Raw genomic sequence first — 13,816 nt, 5'->3', positions numbered from 1 at the left:
ATAAGGTTTTCAGGCCGTTCTTAAGCTTTTTTTCACATGGGTTTCACCGGATGCCAACGCGAGGCTCTCTACTCTCGCGGCTTTGTATGATTGTGATGCATGCCGGCGAGGCGGCTAGACGTGGAATTGAGACTGAGTCTGTTCGGGGTAAAACGCTCGATCGATCTGAGCCGCTTGGCCCGTTATCGAAACGCCGCGGTCATCGTGGCCTCGCTGCTGCTGGTGATTCCCCTGACCGTGTGGCTACTGCGACCCGCCGCTGTCCCGGACCTGGCCCATGGCAATGTGACGGGGGGCCGCGCGTTGGCTGCCGGCTGGGCCAAGGGAGACATGATCGTGCTGGTGCGTCACGTCGAGCGCTGCGATCACTCCACCGCAGCCTGCCTGATTGGTAACGATGGCATTACGGATCGCTCACGCAGCGTGGCGGCGAGTGTCGGCGCGCGGTTTGAACATCTGGGCCTGGGCAGAGCCGACATCTATAACAGTCCGATCATCCGTGCGGCACAGACCTCGAGTTACATGTTCAACAAGGTCGGCGTCGGCGAAGACTGGTTGATCAATTGCAAGGGCACCATGTTGCGCGATGCCCTGGCACATAAAGTGGCCGGGCGTAACCTGATTCTGGTGACCCACAGCGAGTGCATGGCGCAACTCGAAAAAGACCTCAAGCTGCCAACTGCTACGCTCGGCTACGGCGCTTCTCTGTTTATCTCCGCTGAAAAACCTCAGGCACCACGCATGCTCGGTTCCATTGAAGCCTCTGACTGGCATTCGGTGAGCACCGAATGAGCTTCTTCATCATCCCTCTGGATCAGGACGTACGATGCTGACTTCTTCCCGTTACCGCTTTTACTGGGTGAACTTTGGTATTCCACTGGCCTGTGCGGTCGTGGTGTTCCTGCTGTTTGACATGACTAGAATCGACATCGCCTTCAGCGATCTTTTTTATGATCCGGTGACCCAAGTGTTCCCGTTGGAGCATGTCCGTCTGTTCGAGCAGATCACCCATAAGTGGGCGCGGATCATCCCGAACTGGACCGGTGAGGTCGCGATCATCGGTGCCTTGCTGTCGTTTCTCTGGCCGCGATTGAAGGCTGAAAAGCATTCGAAGATCATCGCGTTCCTGGAGAAAATCAAAGTTGCGCCGGTGCTTCGGTTCGCTACCAAACACCGTCGGGACTTCCTGTATGTGGTGTTCGCGTTTTCCATCAGTACCGGCGTTATCCACTACCTCAAGGGCCACACCAGTGTGTATTGCCCGGTCGAAACAACCCAGTACGCCGGGAAAATCGAACACAAGGAGTGGTACCAGAATTTCGACCTGCTGAAAGTCGCCGGCGACGGTCGCTGCTGGCCGGGTGGGCATGCGTCGGGCGGCTTCACGATGCTCGCGCTGTACTTCGTGGCCCGCCGCTACCGCTGGCGGTACGCCAAAGCGGTGATGTACGGCTCGCTGCTGCTCGGTTTCGTCTACGGCACGACACGGGTTCTACAAGGCTGGCACTACATGTCCCACACCTTCTGGGCCGGGATCTTCGTGTGGCTGACGTGTTTGCTGACAGCATTGGCGTTCTATGGGCGGGCGCGGCTGGAGCTGCCGTTGTTGCAGAAGGATGCGCTCCCCGTCGTTGAGCCGTTTACAGGGTTACAAAGTGGTAAGCCTGACGTCCCAGCTTCATGGTGATCGAAACAATGTGAGTTGCACCCCTGAGTAGCAGCGTCCGTCCTGGCGCTGTTACTGTCTGACGTCATGGAGTTTGTACTTAAGGACGATGCAATGGAGCTTGCGCTGACGGTGGGCACTCACACATTGAGATTGAGCGCCCCCGACCCCGAATGGTGTAAAGCGTTGCAGCACGCGCTGAATGCCAGTTTTACCGCCCATTGCGAATTTCTACCCTGGGCCAAACCCTACACCACCGAGGACGAGGCCCGATCGTTCCTCGCACGGGCGGTCGAAGAATTCAAAAGCGAAACCGGTGAGCGGCGGCTGTTCATCGTCGACGATACTGCGCACGCGATCATCGGCTGCATTGGCTTGAAGCCCCGGCGCCGTAGCCGATATGTCGTTGGCTACTGGGTCAATACCGAGTATTCGGGCAAGGGCTATATGCGCACGGCGCTTGAAGCGTTGATCAAAAGCATGCCCGGTTTCACGTTTTACCTGACCATCGCCTCGGCCAATGTGGCGAGCCAGCGACTGGCCGAAGCGACTGGTTTTGGTTTGATCAGAAGGTGTTATCAGAGGCCTTATTTGCAGCCGCATGAGGAGCAGGATACGTATTTGTATCGGTTGAAATGATTGTGGGTGCGGTCACTTGAACTGACCGTTAACCAAATCGCAGACAAAAAAAAGCCCGCGGGAGGGCGGGCAAACCGTAGTTTCTTGAATGAGCGAGGGGAATGTACAGGTTGGAGGGAGGCGGTGGGGTGAAGAAAAGTTCATGTGGATGGAGTGCGCCAGTCGTTCGTAGCTTCACCAAAGGTATGAAATGAAAAATAGCCCAGAGGCGGTCCGGGGTTTACATTTTTATTTGATCAAATTTTCCGTGCGCCGGACATTTCCACGGTACGCGGAACGCAGCGCCACCTCCGTTCAGATGTGCCTGATTCATGATCGACGGCCACCAGCGCACCAGGTTATGCGCTTTGTTCCAGTAGGACTCGTTTCCCCAATGCTTGGCCAAACAAAAAACCGGCAGTCCGCACTCGCGGAACGCTCTCTTTTCAATATCACCTTTTGTGAATTTGTCTTGAGAGATGACGGCCCATCCGCCTTCTTCCCTCAGCACTGATATCCATGCCACATCAGCGGTGCTTTGCGGAAATTTATCCCTTAAAGACAGCACCGAATGGCCCTCAGCTTTAGTCAGTTCGTTCAGGGCTCGGGCCAGTGCAGGGGGAAGGTTGTTATCCAATAGGAACTTCAAGCCGCATTCCTTTGCTCAAAGCTGACCGCTGCCTCAACTGCAGCAATAGGTATTTCGTAGAGGCGGGCTACACGTTTGACGTCGCTGCCTTCAGCTCGGTAGGCGCTAAAAATGGCCGCTGTGTCGATTCCCGTACCTGACAGGACAGGTTTTCCAAAATTTCGAGAGGGGTCGAGAACGATGGCTTTGCTGCGTTTGACCGGATACCAGCGCTGCGCTGAGCCTGATCCTGTGTAGTCGATGCCTTCATAAAGCGAAGGTTTGATGACTTGTTCGAATGCATACTGCCGCTTGATCAAGTCCAGAAGTGCCTCATCTCCTGTTTCACCCATAACCGTGGCGAAGATGCTTCGTCCGTCGGTTTGAAAGCGTTTGCAGGTGAATGGGTACGCTTGGTTAAACAGCTCTTTTGCTTGCTGCGAGGCACTACGGATGGCTTGCAGGCTTACGCCGTGTTGGCGAAACGCATGAACGAAACGAATTTCCAGTAAGTCATGAAAACCTAGAACGCACTCGTTCACATCAGAAAGCTCTGAGTCCCAAAGCCCCGGATGCTGAGCACCGTGCGCGGTGTATCCAAATAACCAGCGGCGAATATCGGTAGCTGGAATCCCGGTGTAAAGCGAAGCTTCTGCTGGAGTGTACAAGCCAATGCCGACAAGGCGGCTAGGCAGTTTGATGTTGTGCATGTTGGCCTCCTTGTCAGCAGGTGATCCGATGGATGGATTCTGGTCGTAAGGGTGAACTCAAGCAACTGGTCGGGGACGAACAGCTGTTTTGTTTGGGCAGATTAGGTTTGAAGCTTGAGCTACACAATCAGCTCGGAGTCGTCACGGCTTGCAGGAAATTTCTGAAAAGCCTGTCCTGTAAGTCGCTTGGGCGAAAGCGTGGCTACTCTGTCGCCTATTGAGTCGACAGTAAGTTACAGATTATGAAACCTACTGTTGAGTCATCTGACACCGCATTGTCTCGTATAAGTAACATTCAGCTTCAATTGTCACGCATACAGAACATCTCTACCCGTTCAAATCCAAAAAAGGCACCTGCGATATTCTCGTCAGGTGCCTTTTTGTGTTGGGGGAGCGGTAAAGACTTCCATTCGATCAAGGAGCGCGATCACTCAGTGAAAGACAGGAGACGTGTCTACGGGCAACGACGCGTTCGGATCGAGGTTATCCCGCGCGCGGTTGACCAAAAGCTCGGTCAGCATGGTCAACTGCTGAAGCGCCAGTGCCACATTGCGCTGTGGGCCTTCGAGCTGGTTGGCAAAGTCCAACGTCATGACGTTGAGGGACGCCAGTGTTTCGCTGGCATGAGCGAGCAGGGTGAGCGTGTCGACGTCGGGGCGGACGCTGAAGATGTTCCTGTTCGGGTTGCGCAGGCGGGCGCTGGCGGTGCGTTCAGTGGCTTTGGGGCGTTGGGTTGGGTCGAGGGTTTCAGGCTGTGAAGTGGCCGGATTTTTCAGTGGGATTCGAGTGATCTTCTTCATAAGGGCGTTCCATTGGTTTAGGGATCCTTACGTGATTTCGGCTTGTTAAAACCATCCGCAGGGTCGCAGCGAAGGGTGAAGACTATCTTCCAGAAATATTGTTCGCCAGTTCATGGCAGTCGCTACGGGTTGCGGGAAATTTCCCAGGCAGACGTGGCTCAAATCCGTCAGAGAAATCCTTTTCACTGCTTTTGGCCCTGAGCAACCGCCGTGCCGTCCCAGTCACTCAGTGTTTGTGCCTGTGATGGATATCGGGAAAGTGCGGATGACTGTGTTGGATGGGAGCGTGGTCGTGTAAATGGCTATGAGGTTGAGTGCCGTCCCATTCAAAGGCATGTTCATGTTGATGGTGCTCATCGTGAACATGCGGATGGTCATGGGTTTGCGGATCATGTTTGTGTTCGTGAGAATGGCTCTCGGTAAGGTGTATCCAGACGCCAAGCCCCATCAGGCCTGCTGCAATCCAAAACACCCACGTCACGGCTTCGCCTAACAACAGGATTGAAATGGCGGCCCCCAAGAACGGTGCAGTAGAGAAGTACGCACCTGTGCGTGCTGTTCCAAGCCCCCGTAAAGCCAAAACGAATAGCACCAGGCTAACGCCGTAGCCTAAAAAGCCGACGAGTAGCGTTGGCCCCAATAGAGATAACTCAGGGAGATGCATGCCAAGAGCAATCCCTAAACCGCAGTTGACGACCCCGGCGACCAATCCTTTGATACCAGCGATGAACAATGCATCCGATGCGGAAACCTTCCGGGTCAGGTTGTTATCGATGGCCCAGCAAAAACATGCAATCGCCACGGCGACCGGGCCAACCCAACCATGGGTCTGTGCGGAAGTTTGAGGCCAGCCCAAGAGCACGCCACCCGCCACTATAGCGATCATTCCAGCGACGATCCGCCGGTCGGCGTTCTCCTTGAACACCACCCAGGCAAGCAGAGCGGTTAACACCGCTTCAAGGTTTAGCAACAGCGAAGCCGTGGTACCCGATGTGAGGGTAAGGCCGAACATTAAAGACACCGGCCCCAGCACACCGCCGAACGCGATAGCGCCAATGAGCCATGGCCATTCGGATATTGTTAAACCGACAGGCTGCCAGCCGCGATCACGGATCAGCCTGGTGACCGTGAGACCCAAGCCGCTTCCCAGGTAAAGCAAACCGGCGAGCAAGACGGGGGAGACGTTCAGCCCCAGGACCTTGGCAAGCGGTGTGCTGGCACCGAAGAGCGCTGCAGCCCCCAGGGCGTATAAAACGCTTTTGTTCATCATCTGTTCCGTAGCCAAAGGCAATGTTGAGAAACACAATACTCGTCATGCATCGATAGCGCATTGAATCGAATCCACAAAAAAGGCACCAGCGATAGGCTCGTCAGGTGCCTTTTTGCGTTGGGTTGCGGCAACGATGTCCTATGCCGGATTCGTTAAGACGCTGAAACCTGCCTCTGCAACCGCCGCCCCACCACATCCAGCAAATCGCAACCATCGCGCAACGAAGTCACCAACACCCGCGCCAGCTCGCTGTGAACGCCTTCGTTCACAGCGAAACTCTCCAGCAATTGAGTCGCGGTGCGGATGCGGTAGGCCGCCGTTTCATGCAGCACATCCAGCGGCGCTTCGGTGTCGATCAGCAGCGACGCGATAGTGCAGTCGATGCCGGTGATCGGCATGTATCGATCCATGACAAAAACTCCATTCGATCAACGAGCGAGCTCACTCAGTGGCAGACGGGCGTGACCGCCGGCATGGGCGAGTCGAGGTTGTCCAGCGCTCGATTGATCAACATCTCGGCCAGCACGGCCAGTTGCTGCATCGCCAATGCCGCGTTGCGATGCGAGCCTTCGAGCTGGTCGGCCAGGTCGGTGGTCATGACGTTCAGGGAGGCCAGGGTTTCGCTGGCGTGAGCGAGCAGGGTGGGGGTGTCGACGTCGGGGAGGATGGTGAACACATGGCTCACGGGATCGGGCTGTTTCGGGTTGCGCAAGCGGGCGCTGACGGCGCGTTGGGTGGCTTTGGAGAGTTGGGTCAGGTCGAGGGTTTCGGGTTCTGAGGGGGTATCGGATTCTGGAGGGTTGGGGGTGATCTTCTTCATGTTGATGCTCCTACACTAGTTTTGGAGGCGGCCACCCCTCTGCTGTCAAACAGGATTGGGTGGCAGCTGTGCGCGGGTTGACAGACCGGTAGTGTAGGAACCCGGTGCACCCGAAGATGCCCCACGCACAGCCGCCATAAACGAGACTGCATGCGCGTGAGCATGCTGCCTGATCAGGAGGAGTGAAAGGTTACACTTTTCGGCCTGTCAAAGCCCAATCGCTGATTTGCAGCGACACCTGAAGGCTATCCTCGACGAGCAGCGCCTGCTAGTTCATGGAAGGCGATACGTTTTGAGGGAAATTTCCTAGGACGGTGAGTGCGAGTCTGTCAGGCAATAAAAAACCCGGCATCTGGCCGGGCTTCTCTTCGATTCTATGCAGGTCTATCAGGCTTGCTTTGCCTCGGCCTGCATCATCACGAGGTTTTGTTGCTTGGTCGCCTCGGTCAAAACTTCACTGTAAACGCGCTTTTTTTTGCTCTGACTTCGCGTTACGAATAAAGTCGGCAAATGGGCTTTTAACACCCTTGGCTAAGCCTAGCTTAATCGAAATCATGAATGCGCTCCTGATGGTAACCCGAGCTCGGCCTCTAGATCGGCCCGCGTGTGGCGCTCAGGTATATGGTAGTCAATTTTATCGACACCAGCCTTGTAAAGTCGTCCCGAGTTGTCAACTGTTGCCTCCACCGGTGCCGCAAGAATGAAAAGGCTATTGATTGCTGCAGTGTTGGCGGTATTGGCTGTGCTCTACGTCGGCTACTACGAAGCCCTTGAAGATGGCGACATTGAGACCATACCGTTCATCAAGAAACACCCCACGTTCCAGATGAAGTTTTACAACATCCACGCCAACGATGGAGAGATCAGGCACGTCGAACGACTCACGGACGAAGAGCGAAAGTGGATCATTGACTACTGCCGGTATCGGCTGGGAATCGATACGGATCTGAAAACGCAGAGCGATATTGAGATGTGCAGAAAAAAATAAAGTCATCAGGTAGAAAGAGAAAAGGGCCTTTAAAGGCCCTTTTTCAGTATTCCGGTTTTCTTATTTGCTCAGCCTGCTTTCAAAAAAAGTACGCGCCCGGCAATCCCGTCTTGCGGTGCGGCTTCGCCGCACCGAATACCGCGATAACCCTGGCCAGCGCCGTTTCAGTGCCGGCGCGCATATCCATGGGCTCGGTGGCGAGCCAGATGGCATCGATGCGGATCATCGCAACAAGTCTCGAAGGAATACGGCGCAGGCAGCAGCACTATCGGTTGGCCAGTTCACTTTGACGGTGCCGCGCGGGTGCAGGCCACTGCATGCCACATATAGCCGTGACTGGAGGCTTTCGCGGGAAGTTCCCTGAACGTATTTCCTTGAATCTCGACCTCCCGATGTATATGAAAGAACTTCTCTCTATTACTTGCCCGTCAACTCACAACAATAATCTTCGAAACCAGCTCCGCGCTGTTCTTGGCCTGTAGCTTTTTCATTAGGCGTGCGCGATGGACTTCCACGGTTCTGTGGGAAATCGCCAGTTTTTTTGCCACTTCCTTGCAGGTCAGTCCATTGACGATGTGCATCGAGATTTCTCGTTCGCGGGGAGTGAGGTTTACTGTCGCGTGGTGCGGTCGGTCCATGCGTTCGAAGTGCCAGACCATCAGTTTGAACGGATCGTCCAGAGTCAGGGTATAGCCGTGGGACCTGGCCCAGAACACCTCGCCGCTTTTATGTTGCATGAAGCGTTCATCGGAGTAGGAGCCGCTCTGGCTGTTGAGCAACCAGTTCTGGCTGCGGTTGCCAATGGCCTTGTAGTCCGCCTGGGAGGGGTAGATCAGCAGGGTCAGATGACCCAGAAGCTCCTCGCGAGCGTAACCGAACAGCTCCAGAAATGCCTCGTTGCAGTCGAGCATCACGCGGCTGCCGGTGATGAGCTGCGGGGCGGGTGACACCTGGAACGCCAGACGTTCAAGGTCTTTGAGTTGCTTTGCGAAGACGGTCATTGGGCATCCTGCCTCGACTTACAATCCCTTACTAACGATACCGTGGGTCAGTGCGGTTACTTATGCGAGTACGTAGTTGTACGAACTAGCGAGTGATCCGGACGATAGGTCATTGTAATGAATACCTGATCCAAGCACAGAAGAAAATCTCCATGCCCCATTCCGTTTCCATCGTCGCTGCCGCTCACTCCCGTTTTGGTCGTCTGGACGGTTCTACGCTGGAAGACCTTATCGTGCAGGTTACCCGCGAAGCCCTGGCGGATGCCGCCATCGACGCCTCAGAAGTCGACGCCCTGTTCCTCGGGCATTTCAATTCGGGGATGGTTGCGGATGGTTTTCCCTCTTCATTGATGCTGCAAGCCGACGCAGGCTTGCGCTTCAAGCCTGCCACCCGCTGTGAAAACGCCTGCGCCTCGGGCTCGGCGGCGATTCACGCGGGGATCAACGCGATCCTTTCAGGCTCTGCTGAGCTGGTGTTGATCGTGGGCGCCGAGAAGATGACTTCCAACTCTACAGCCGAGGTCACCAAGGCCCTGACCGGTGCCGGTTATCAGAACGCCGCCCAAGAGGCCGGGCTCAGTTTTCCGCAGTTGTTCGGCCTGGCTGCGCAACAGTACCGTGACCGCTACCAGTGCCCGATGGCATCGATGGCCGCCATCGCCACCAAAAACCACTCCAACGCCATGGCCAACCCCTTGGCGCAGATGCACCGGGTCATGGATTTCGAACATTGCAACAATGTGTCCAAAACCAATCCGTATGTGGCGCAGGCGCTGCGCCTGACCGACTGTTCGCTAATCAGCGATGGGGCTGCCGCCATTGTGCTGGCCTCGTCCAGGCGAGCCAGGCAGTTTCGTCGTGAGGTGCTGATTCGCTCGGTGGCTCAAGTCAACGATTTCCTGCCGATTGCCCAGCGTGACATCATCGCGTTTGAAGGCCCACGGCGCGCGATCTATGCGGCTTTGCGCGAGGCTAATGTCACCTTGGGCGATCTGAGTTTTGCCGAGGTCCATGACTGTTTCACCATTGCCGAACTGCTGATCTACGAAGCCATGGGCCTGGCCCCCAGAGGCGAGGGGCACCGAGCGCTGGATGACGGTATTGTGCGGGTGGGCGGGCGTTTGCCGGTGAACTTGTCTGGCGGGCTCAAGGCCAAGGGGCATCCTGTGGGCGCCACGGGGGTATCGATGCACGCTATGGCCTTTTGGCAGTTGACGGGCGAGCCTGTCGGCCTGGCCGTGCCGAACCCCGAGTTCGGTCTGTTGTTCAACATGGGTGGCATGGCGGTCGCCAATTACGCCTCGGTGCTTCAGGCTCACAGGGCTTGAGCATGAACATTGCCAACTGGTTGAACGACGCCGGTCGACGCTGGCCAGAACGCCCAGCGTTATTTGAGGGGCAGCGGCAAGTCGCCGATTACGCCACGTTTGTCGCTCATGTCCGTAGCCGTGCCGCGCAGCTCATAGGCGAGCACGGCATTGCGCCCGGCGACCGTGTGGCGCTGTTCATGAAGAACAGTTGCGAATATCTCGAATTACTCTATTGCGTCTGGTGGATTGGCGCGGTCGCGGTGCCGATCAACTGCAAGCTGCACCCTGTTGAAGCTGGCTGGATCGCCGACGATGCGCAAGCCCGTCTGATCTTCACCGAGTGCGGCAAGGTGTTCTCGCCCGAGATGTTGCCGCAGGGCTGTCGTGAACTGAATGAAACGGACAGTGTGGTGTGTGCTTCGTTCGGTGCGACGACGTTGGAAGATCCTTGCTCTCGTGATGCCGATGACCTTGCCTGGCTGTTCTACACCTCCGGCACCACCGGGCGATCCAAGGGGGTGATGCTATCCCACGGCAACCTGATGGCCATGTCGCTGTGTTATCCGCTCGACGTTAATCCGGTCAGTCCGGATGATGCGGTGGTGTACGCGGCCCCGATGTCCCATGGCGCCGGCCTCTACAACTTTATCCATGTGCGTTGCGGGGCTCGCCATGTGGTCCCCGAATCCCGTGGTTTCAAGGCCGACGAGCTGTTCGAGCTGGCGAGCGGGCTGCGCGATATCATGTTGTTCGCCGCGCCAACCATGGTCAAGCGCATGGTTGAACAGGCGCGGCGCCAAGGCTACGGCGGCGACGGGATCAAAACAATTGTCTACGGTGGCGCGCCGATGTACCTGAGGGATCTGCAAGAAGCGGTCGAGACCTTTGGCGCGCGGCTGGTGCAGATCTATGGTCAGGGGGAGAGCCCGATGACGATCAGCGCTTTGTCGCGTGAGTTGATTGCGGATCGAAACCATCCCGACTGGGCGTCTCTGGCAGCTTCCGTCGGGCGGGCACATTCGTGCATGGAGATCAGGATTCTGGATCCTGAGCACCGGCCGTTGTCTCCCGGCCAGTCAGGGGAAATCGCCGTGCGTGGTCCTACCGTCATGCAAGGCTACTGGCGCAACGACGAGGCGACTCGGCAGACCTTGGTGGATGGCTGGCTGTTAACCGGCGACATCGGCTTTCTTGATCACGTGGGTTATCTGACGCTGACCGATCGCTCCAAGGATGTGATCATTTCCGGCGGCTGCAACGTGTACCCTCGGGAAGTAGAAGAAGTGTTGGCGCAGCACCCGGAAGTATTTGAGGTCTGTGTGGTTGGCGAGCCGGATGTGCAGTGGGGGGAAATGGTGGTAGCGTTCGTCGTTCCCCGTGCAGCAGGATCGCTCGATGAATCGTTGCTCAACGCATGGTTCGTCGAACGCATGGCGTCATTCAAAAAACCGAAGAAGTACGTATTTTGCACGGAGCTGCCCAAGAACAGTTACGGCAAGATCCTCAAGAGCGAGCTGCGCCTCTGGTTGAAGGAGGTCGCGAACGGCACTGCAGTTCCCTGAGTTGTGTTTCCCATGGATAAAATCAGACAGGAGTCCCTCACGTGGGCATTCAACAGAAAAAACCGGCCCGGCAACGGCGTCGGGCGTTTATCGGTGCAACGTCCGGCCACCTGATCGAGTGGTACGACTACGGCGTCTATGGTTTTCTCGCCGTCTATATCGGCAAGGCGTTCTTCGTCTCTGATGACCCGACCACCAGCCTGCTCGCCAGTTTTGCGGCTTTTGCCTTGAGCTTTTTCATCCGGCCTCTGGGAGGGCTGTTTTTCGGTCCGCTGGCGGACAAGATCGGTCGGCGCAAAACCCTGATCACCGTGCTGGTGATGATGGCCGGTTCGACCTTCTTGCTGGGGGTGCTGCCGACCTATGCCTCGATAGGGATTGCAGCGCCGATCATTCTGGTGTTGATCCGCTGTGTACAGGGCTTCTCGGCCGGTGGCGAGATCGGCACCATCACCAGTTTCATCTCCGAGTACGCCGGGCCTGGGCGACGCGGCTTCGCCACATGCTGGTTGATGGTAACGGCGGTGCTCGGACTGTTACTGGGCGGTGCCGTGGCCAACGGCATGACTTGGGTCATGGGCGCCGACCTGATGCAAGCCTGGGGTTGGCGCATTCCATTTCTGATTGCGGCGCCTCTGGGCCTGATCTCGATGTACATTCGCCTGAAGCTTGAAGACAGTCCCGAGTTCCTGGCATTGCAGCGCGCGGGGGAAACCTCCAAGGCGCCTCTGCGAGAAGTCTGGCAGTGGAAACGGGCGATTGCCCTGGTGTTCTTCATCATTACCCTGCACAGCTCGATCTTCTATCTGGTGCTGACCTTTGTCTCGACCTACATGTCGAGCATTCTCAAGTTCGACAGCGGCACGACCTTGCTCTACGTCTTCGTTGCCAGCTTATCGGCCGCAGTCGTCATGCCATTCGGCGGTGCGTTCACGGATAGAAACGGGCGTAAGCCGTTTCTGTTAGTGGTCGGCACCTTGGCCACCTTGGCGATGTACTGGCTCTTCATATCGGCCCCCACGGCGACGCCTGCTTCGTTTATCTACCCGTTGATGGCGGTGGCCATCCTGTTCGGCCTGTATGCCTCGTCGACTTACGCATTAATGAGCGAGTTGTTGCCCACCCGAATCCGCTCCACCGGTATCGCGGTGGCGTACAACATTCCGGTGGCGGTATTCGGTGGTAGCGCGCCGCTGATTTCTACCTGGCTGATCAAGCTGACCGGAGACATTACGTCGCCCTGGTACTTTTACATAGGTACGGGGGTGGTGTCGTTGATTGCGTTGGTGCTGTTGCGCAAGGAGGATTTTGTCGCCTGTGCCAGTCCCGTCGAGGTGCCGGGCGTTGGGCGAGCTGATATGGCGTTGGCCCCCGCGGCTTGAGCATGCACGCAATAGACAAAATCCCAGATGCAACAAAGCCCGTGCAAGACGGGCTTTGTTAATGCTTGAGGATAGGCTCGCACAAGAGGGGCGAACCAGATTTCATTGATGGATTTCAGGCATAAAAAAAGACGTCCGTGGACGTCTTTAGATGTTGAAGTGGTGCCGTGTTCGTTTGAACCGCCGTTCTGGCGACCTATCAAATATTGAATGCTGAAAACAAACCCAAAGAAGCTGCGCGCCAAGGCATCATCGTCGGTGGTGTCGCAGGCGAAGCGGTGGCGAGCTCACTGGATGAAGAGCTGGAGGAATTTACACATTGGGACATCTTCTTACTGAACCGCAACTGACAAAGGTCCGAGCCGCACTCTCCGAGCCATTCAACGATCTCCCAGTCGAATATGACTATGTAGCGAATGAGGTCAGAGGCGTTGATCCTGACATACTGTACGAAATCCTCTATTCAGAAGTCGCACCGGTGTGTTTCACCAATCTGGTGGCCGCGGTGCCCCCAGTATGGACGGGCTTCGATCCCGACATACTTAGAGAATCGATAGAGGAAAGGCTGGCGGCAAGAGAATGTAATTGGTTTCGCCGGCAGTTCGATAAAGTGCTGGTTCGCTGGCTGAAATACAACTACGCCTACATCTGGAAGGAAATCGCCAGCAGGCTGTGAGCTTGCAGTGAGGGTTTTAGATTTCTTCGATTTTAAGCTTGAAAAAAAAAGGCACCGTCCTCGCAGGATACGACGGCCATCGTGGATGGTTGTATTCGGTTGCGGTGCATCCATCACATCGCAGAAAAGGCATCGGGGTAAAACTGGTCCGTCATGCAGAGGGCGCCTTGACGGCGCGAGGGTGCATGAAAATCAACCTGCAAATTGTCAGCGCAAATGAAGGCGTCAAAACCTTCTACGAATCTCTGGGCTACTCGACCGAGCCACGCATCAGCATGGGGAAAAAAATCGAATCGAATATCGTGATACCTGAAGGGTAATCCTGAGGGATGTCCGCGATAGGTTGTGGATTCAACTGGTCGATGCAACACAATTAAATTCTGAG

18 protein-coding genes are annotated in these 13,816 nt (G+C 56.2%); 10 read left to right on the top strand and 8 right to left on the bottom strand.

Annotation, left to right across the window (positions count from 1 at the left end):
• The first annotated feature begins 120 nt into the window (after nucleotides 1–120).
• The 3 genes from QMK51_RS24750 to QMK51_RS24740 all read left to right on the top strand — a co-directional run bounded on the left by QMK51_RS24750 (nucleotide 121) and on the right by QMK51_RS24740 (nucleotide 2,305).
• Nucleotides 121–792 (top strand): histidine phosphatase family protein, encoded by a 672-nt coding sequence (locus QMK51_RS24750; protein WP_320392308.1) that lies wholly within the window; start codon nucleotides 121–123, stop codon nucleotides 790–792.
• Between the two features lie 34 nt (nucleotides 793–826).
• Nucleotides 827–1,687: a phosphatase PAP2 family protein gene (locus QMK51_RS24745; RefSeq protein ID WP_320392307.1), complete on the top strand. Its 861-nt coding sequence runs from the start codon at nucleotides 827–829 to the stop codon at nucleotides 1,685–1,687.
• A gap of 93 nt (nucleotides 1,688–1,780) precedes the next feature.
• Nucleotides 1,781–2,305, top strand: coding sequence for a GNAT family N-acetyltransferase (locus tag QMK51_RS24740; protein WP_320392306.1), 525 nt, complete (start codon nucleotides 1,781–1,783; stop codon nucleotides 2,303–2,305).
• Between the two features lie 220 nt (nucleotides 2,306–2,525).
• On the opposite strand, the gene QMK51_RS24735 is transcribed toward QMK51_RS24740, so the two are convergent.
• The 6 genes from QMK51_RS24735 to QMK51_RS24710 all read right to left on the bottom strand — a co-directional run bounded on the left by QMK51_RS24735 (nucleotide 2,526) and on the right by QMK51_RS24710 (nucleotide 6,512).
• The gene (locus QMK51_RS24735) at nucleotides 2,526–2,933 is read right to left on the bottom strand and encodes a hypothetical protein (RefSeq protein WP_320392305.1); all 408 of its coding nucleotides are present in this window, start codon (nucleotides 2,931–2,933) and stop codon (nucleotides 2,526–2,528) included.
• Complete coding sequence (locus tag QMK51_RS24730) at nucleotides 2,930–3,622, bottom strand: DUF433 domain-containing protein (RefSeq protein ID WP_320392304.1); 693 nt, start codon at nucleotides 3,620–3,622, stop codon at nucleotides 2,930–2,932. The genes QMK51_RS24735 and QMK51_RS24730 overlap by 4 nt, the downstream gene beginning before the upstream one ends.
• A gap of 431 nt (nucleotides 3,623–4,053) precedes the next feature.
• Nucleotides 4,054–4,422, bottom strand: a complete 369-nt coding sequence (locus QMK51_RS24725; RefSeq protein ID WP_320392303.1) for a DUF6124 family protein — start codon at nucleotides 4,420–4,422, stop codon at nucleotides 4,054–4,056.
• Between the two features lie 226 nt (nucleotides 4,423–4,648).
• The gene (locus QMK51_RS24720; RefSeq protein ID WP_320392302.1) at nucleotides 4,649–5,689 is read right to left on the bottom strand and encodes a DMT family transporter; all 1,041 of its coding nucleotides are present in this window, start codon (nucleotides 5,687–5,689) and stop codon (nucleotides 4,649–4,651) included.
• Between the two features lie 155 nt (nucleotides 5,690–5,844).
• Nucleotides 5,845–6,102, bottom strand: coding sequence for a hypothetical protein (locus tag QMK51_RS24715; RefSeq protein ID WP_028939924.1), 258 nt, complete (start codon nucleotides 6,100–6,102; stop codon nucleotides 5,845–5,847).
• Between the two features lie 35 nt (nucleotides 6,103–6,137).
• The gene (locus QMK51_RS24710; RefSeq protein ID WP_320392301.1) at nucleotides 6,138–6,512 is read right to left on the bottom strand and encodes a DUF6124 family protein; all 375 of its coding nucleotides are present in this window, start codon (nucleotides 6,510–6,512) and stop codon (nucleotides 6,138–6,140) included.
• Between the two features lie 700 nt (nucleotides 6,513–7,212).
• Here QMK51_RS24710 and QMK51_RS24705 point away from each other — a divergent pair.
• Complete coding sequence (locus QMK51_RS24705; protein WP_258697638.1) at nucleotides 7,213–7,500, top strand: hypothetical protein; 288 nt, start codon at nucleotides 7,213–7,215, stop codon at nucleotides 7,498–7,500.
• 79 nt (nucleotides 7,501–7,579) lie between these two features.
• On the opposite strand, the gene QMK51_RS24700 is transcribed toward QMK51_RS24705, so the two are convergent.
• Together QMK51_RS24700 and QMK51_RS24695 are read right to left on the bottom strand one after the other, a co-directional pair.
• Nucleotides 7,580–7,726: a hypothetical protein gene (locus QMK51_RS24700; RefSeq protein WP_320392300.1), complete on the bottom strand. Its 147-nt coding sequence runs from the start codon at nucleotides 7,724–7,726 to the stop codon at nucleotides 7,580–7,582.
• Nucleotides 7,727–7,928: 202 nt separating this feature from the next.
• Nucleotides 7,929–8,501 (bottom strand): LuxR C-terminal-related transcriptional regulator, encoded by a 573-nt coding sequence (locus tag QMK51_RS24695; protein ID WP_258697636.1) that lies wholly within the window; start codon nucleotides 8,499–8,501, stop codon nucleotides 7,929–7,931.
• Nucleotides 8,502–8,653: 152 nt separating this feature from the next.
• On the opposite strand from QMK51_RS24695, the gene QMK51_RS24690 reads away from it, so the two are divergent.
• The 6 genes from QMK51_RS24690 (at nucleotide 8,654) to QMK51_RS24665 (ending at nucleotide 13,751) form a co-directional block, all read left to right on the top strand.
• A complete protein-coding gene (locus QMK51_RS24690; RefSeq protein ID WP_320392299.1) occupies nucleotides 8,654–9,829 on the top strand; it encodes an acetyl-CoA acetyltransferase in 1,176 nt (391 codons plus the stop codon).
• Between the two features lie 2 nt (nucleotides 9,830–9,831).
• Nucleotides 9,832–11,373 carry a class I adenylate-forming enzyme family protein gene (locus QMK51_RS24685; protein ID WP_320392298.1) on the top strand — a complete coding sequence of 514 codons (1,542 nt, stop codon included), beginning with the start codon at nucleotides 9,832–9,834 and terminating at the stop codon, nucleotides 11,371–11,373.
• Nucleotides 11,374–11,414: 41 nt separating this feature from the next.
• Nucleotides 11,415–12,755, top strand: a complete 1,341-nt coding sequence (locus tag QMK51_RS24680) for an MFS transporter (protein ID WP_320392297.1) — start codon at nucleotides 11,415–11,417, stop codon at nucleotides 12,753–12,755.
• Between the two features lie 206 nt (nucleotides 12,756–12,961).
• A complete protein-coding gene (locus QMK51_RS24675; protein ID WP_258700831.1) occupies nucleotides 12,962–13,105 on the top strand; it encodes a hypothetical protein in 144 nt (47 codons plus the stop codon).
• The gene (locus QMK51_RS24670) at nucleotides 13,075–13,431 is read left to right on the top strand and encodes a hypothetical protein (protein ID WP_320392296.1); all 357 of its coding nucleotides are present in this window, start codon (nucleotides 13,075–13,077) and stop codon (nucleotides 13,429–13,431) included. The genes QMK51_RS24675 and QMK51_RS24670 overlap by 31 nt, the downstream gene beginning before the upstream one ends.
• A 38-nt stretch (nucleotides 13,432–13,469) precedes the next feature.
• The gene (locus QMK51_RS24665) at nucleotides 13,470–13,751 is read left to right on the top strand and encodes a GNAT family N-acetyltransferase (protein WP_320392295.1); all 282 of its coding nucleotides are present in this window, start codon (nucleotides 13,470–13,472) and stop codon (nucleotides 13,749–13,751) included.
• The last annotated feature ends 65 nt before the right edge of the window (nucleotides 13,752–13,816 follow it).

Origin of the sequence: Pseudomonas sp. P9_31, assembly GCF_034008235.1 — a bacterium.
GTDB lineage: Bacteria > Pseudomonadota > Gammaproteobacteria > Pseudomonadales > Pseudomonadaceae > Aquipseudomonas.
This window is presented reverse-complemented; position numbering and strand designations above follow the sequence as displayed.

Coding starts and splice junctions, on each gene's coding strand:
- QMK51_RS24745 (WP_320392307.1), top strand. CDS start 827: ATGCTGACTTCTTCCCGTTACCGCTTTTACTGGGTGAACTTTGGTATT.
- QMK51_RS24740 (WP_320392306.1), top strand. CDS start 1,781: ATGGAGCTTGCGCTGACGGTGGGCACTCACACATTGAGATTGAGCGCC.
- QMK51_RS24730 (WP_320392304.1), bottom strand. CDS start 3,622: ATGCACAACATCAAACTGCCTAGCCGCCTTGTCGGCATTGGCTTGTAC.
- QMK51_RS24725 (WP_320392303.1), bottom strand. CDS start 4,422: ATGAAGAAGATCACTCGAATCCCACTGAAAAATCCGGCCACTTCACAG.
- QMK51_RS24720 (WP_320392302.1), bottom strand. CDS start 5,689: ATGAACAAAAGCGTTTTATACGCCCTGGGGGCTGCAGCGCTCTTCGGT.
- QMK51_RS24715 (WP_028939924.1), bottom strand. CDS start 6,102: ATGGATCGATACATGCCGATCACCGGCATCGACTGCACTATCGCGTCG.
- QMK51_RS24710 (WP_320392301.1), bottom strand. CDS start 6,512: ATGAAGAAGATCACCCCCAACCCTCCAGAATCCGATACCCCCTCAGAA.
- QMK51_RS24705 (WP_258697638.1), top strand. CDS start 7,213: ATGAAAAGGCTATTGATTGCTGCAGTGTTGGCGGTATTGGCTGTGCTC.
- QMK51_RS24700 (WP_320392300.1), bottom strand. CDS start 7,726: ATGATCCGCATCGATGCCATCTGGCTCGCCACCGAGCCCATGGATATG.
- QMK51_RS24695 (WP_258697636.1), bottom strand. CDS start 8,501: ATGACCGTCTTCGCAAAGCAACTCAAAGACCTTGAACGTCTGGCGTTC.
- QMK51_RS24690 (WP_320392299.1), top strand. CDS start 8,654: ATGCCCCATTCCGTTTCCATCGTCGCTGCCGCTCACTCCCGTTTTGGT.
- QMK51_RS24685 (WP_320392298.1), top strand. CDS start 9,832: ATGAACATTGCCAACTGGTTGAACGACGCCGGTCGACGCTGGCCAGAA.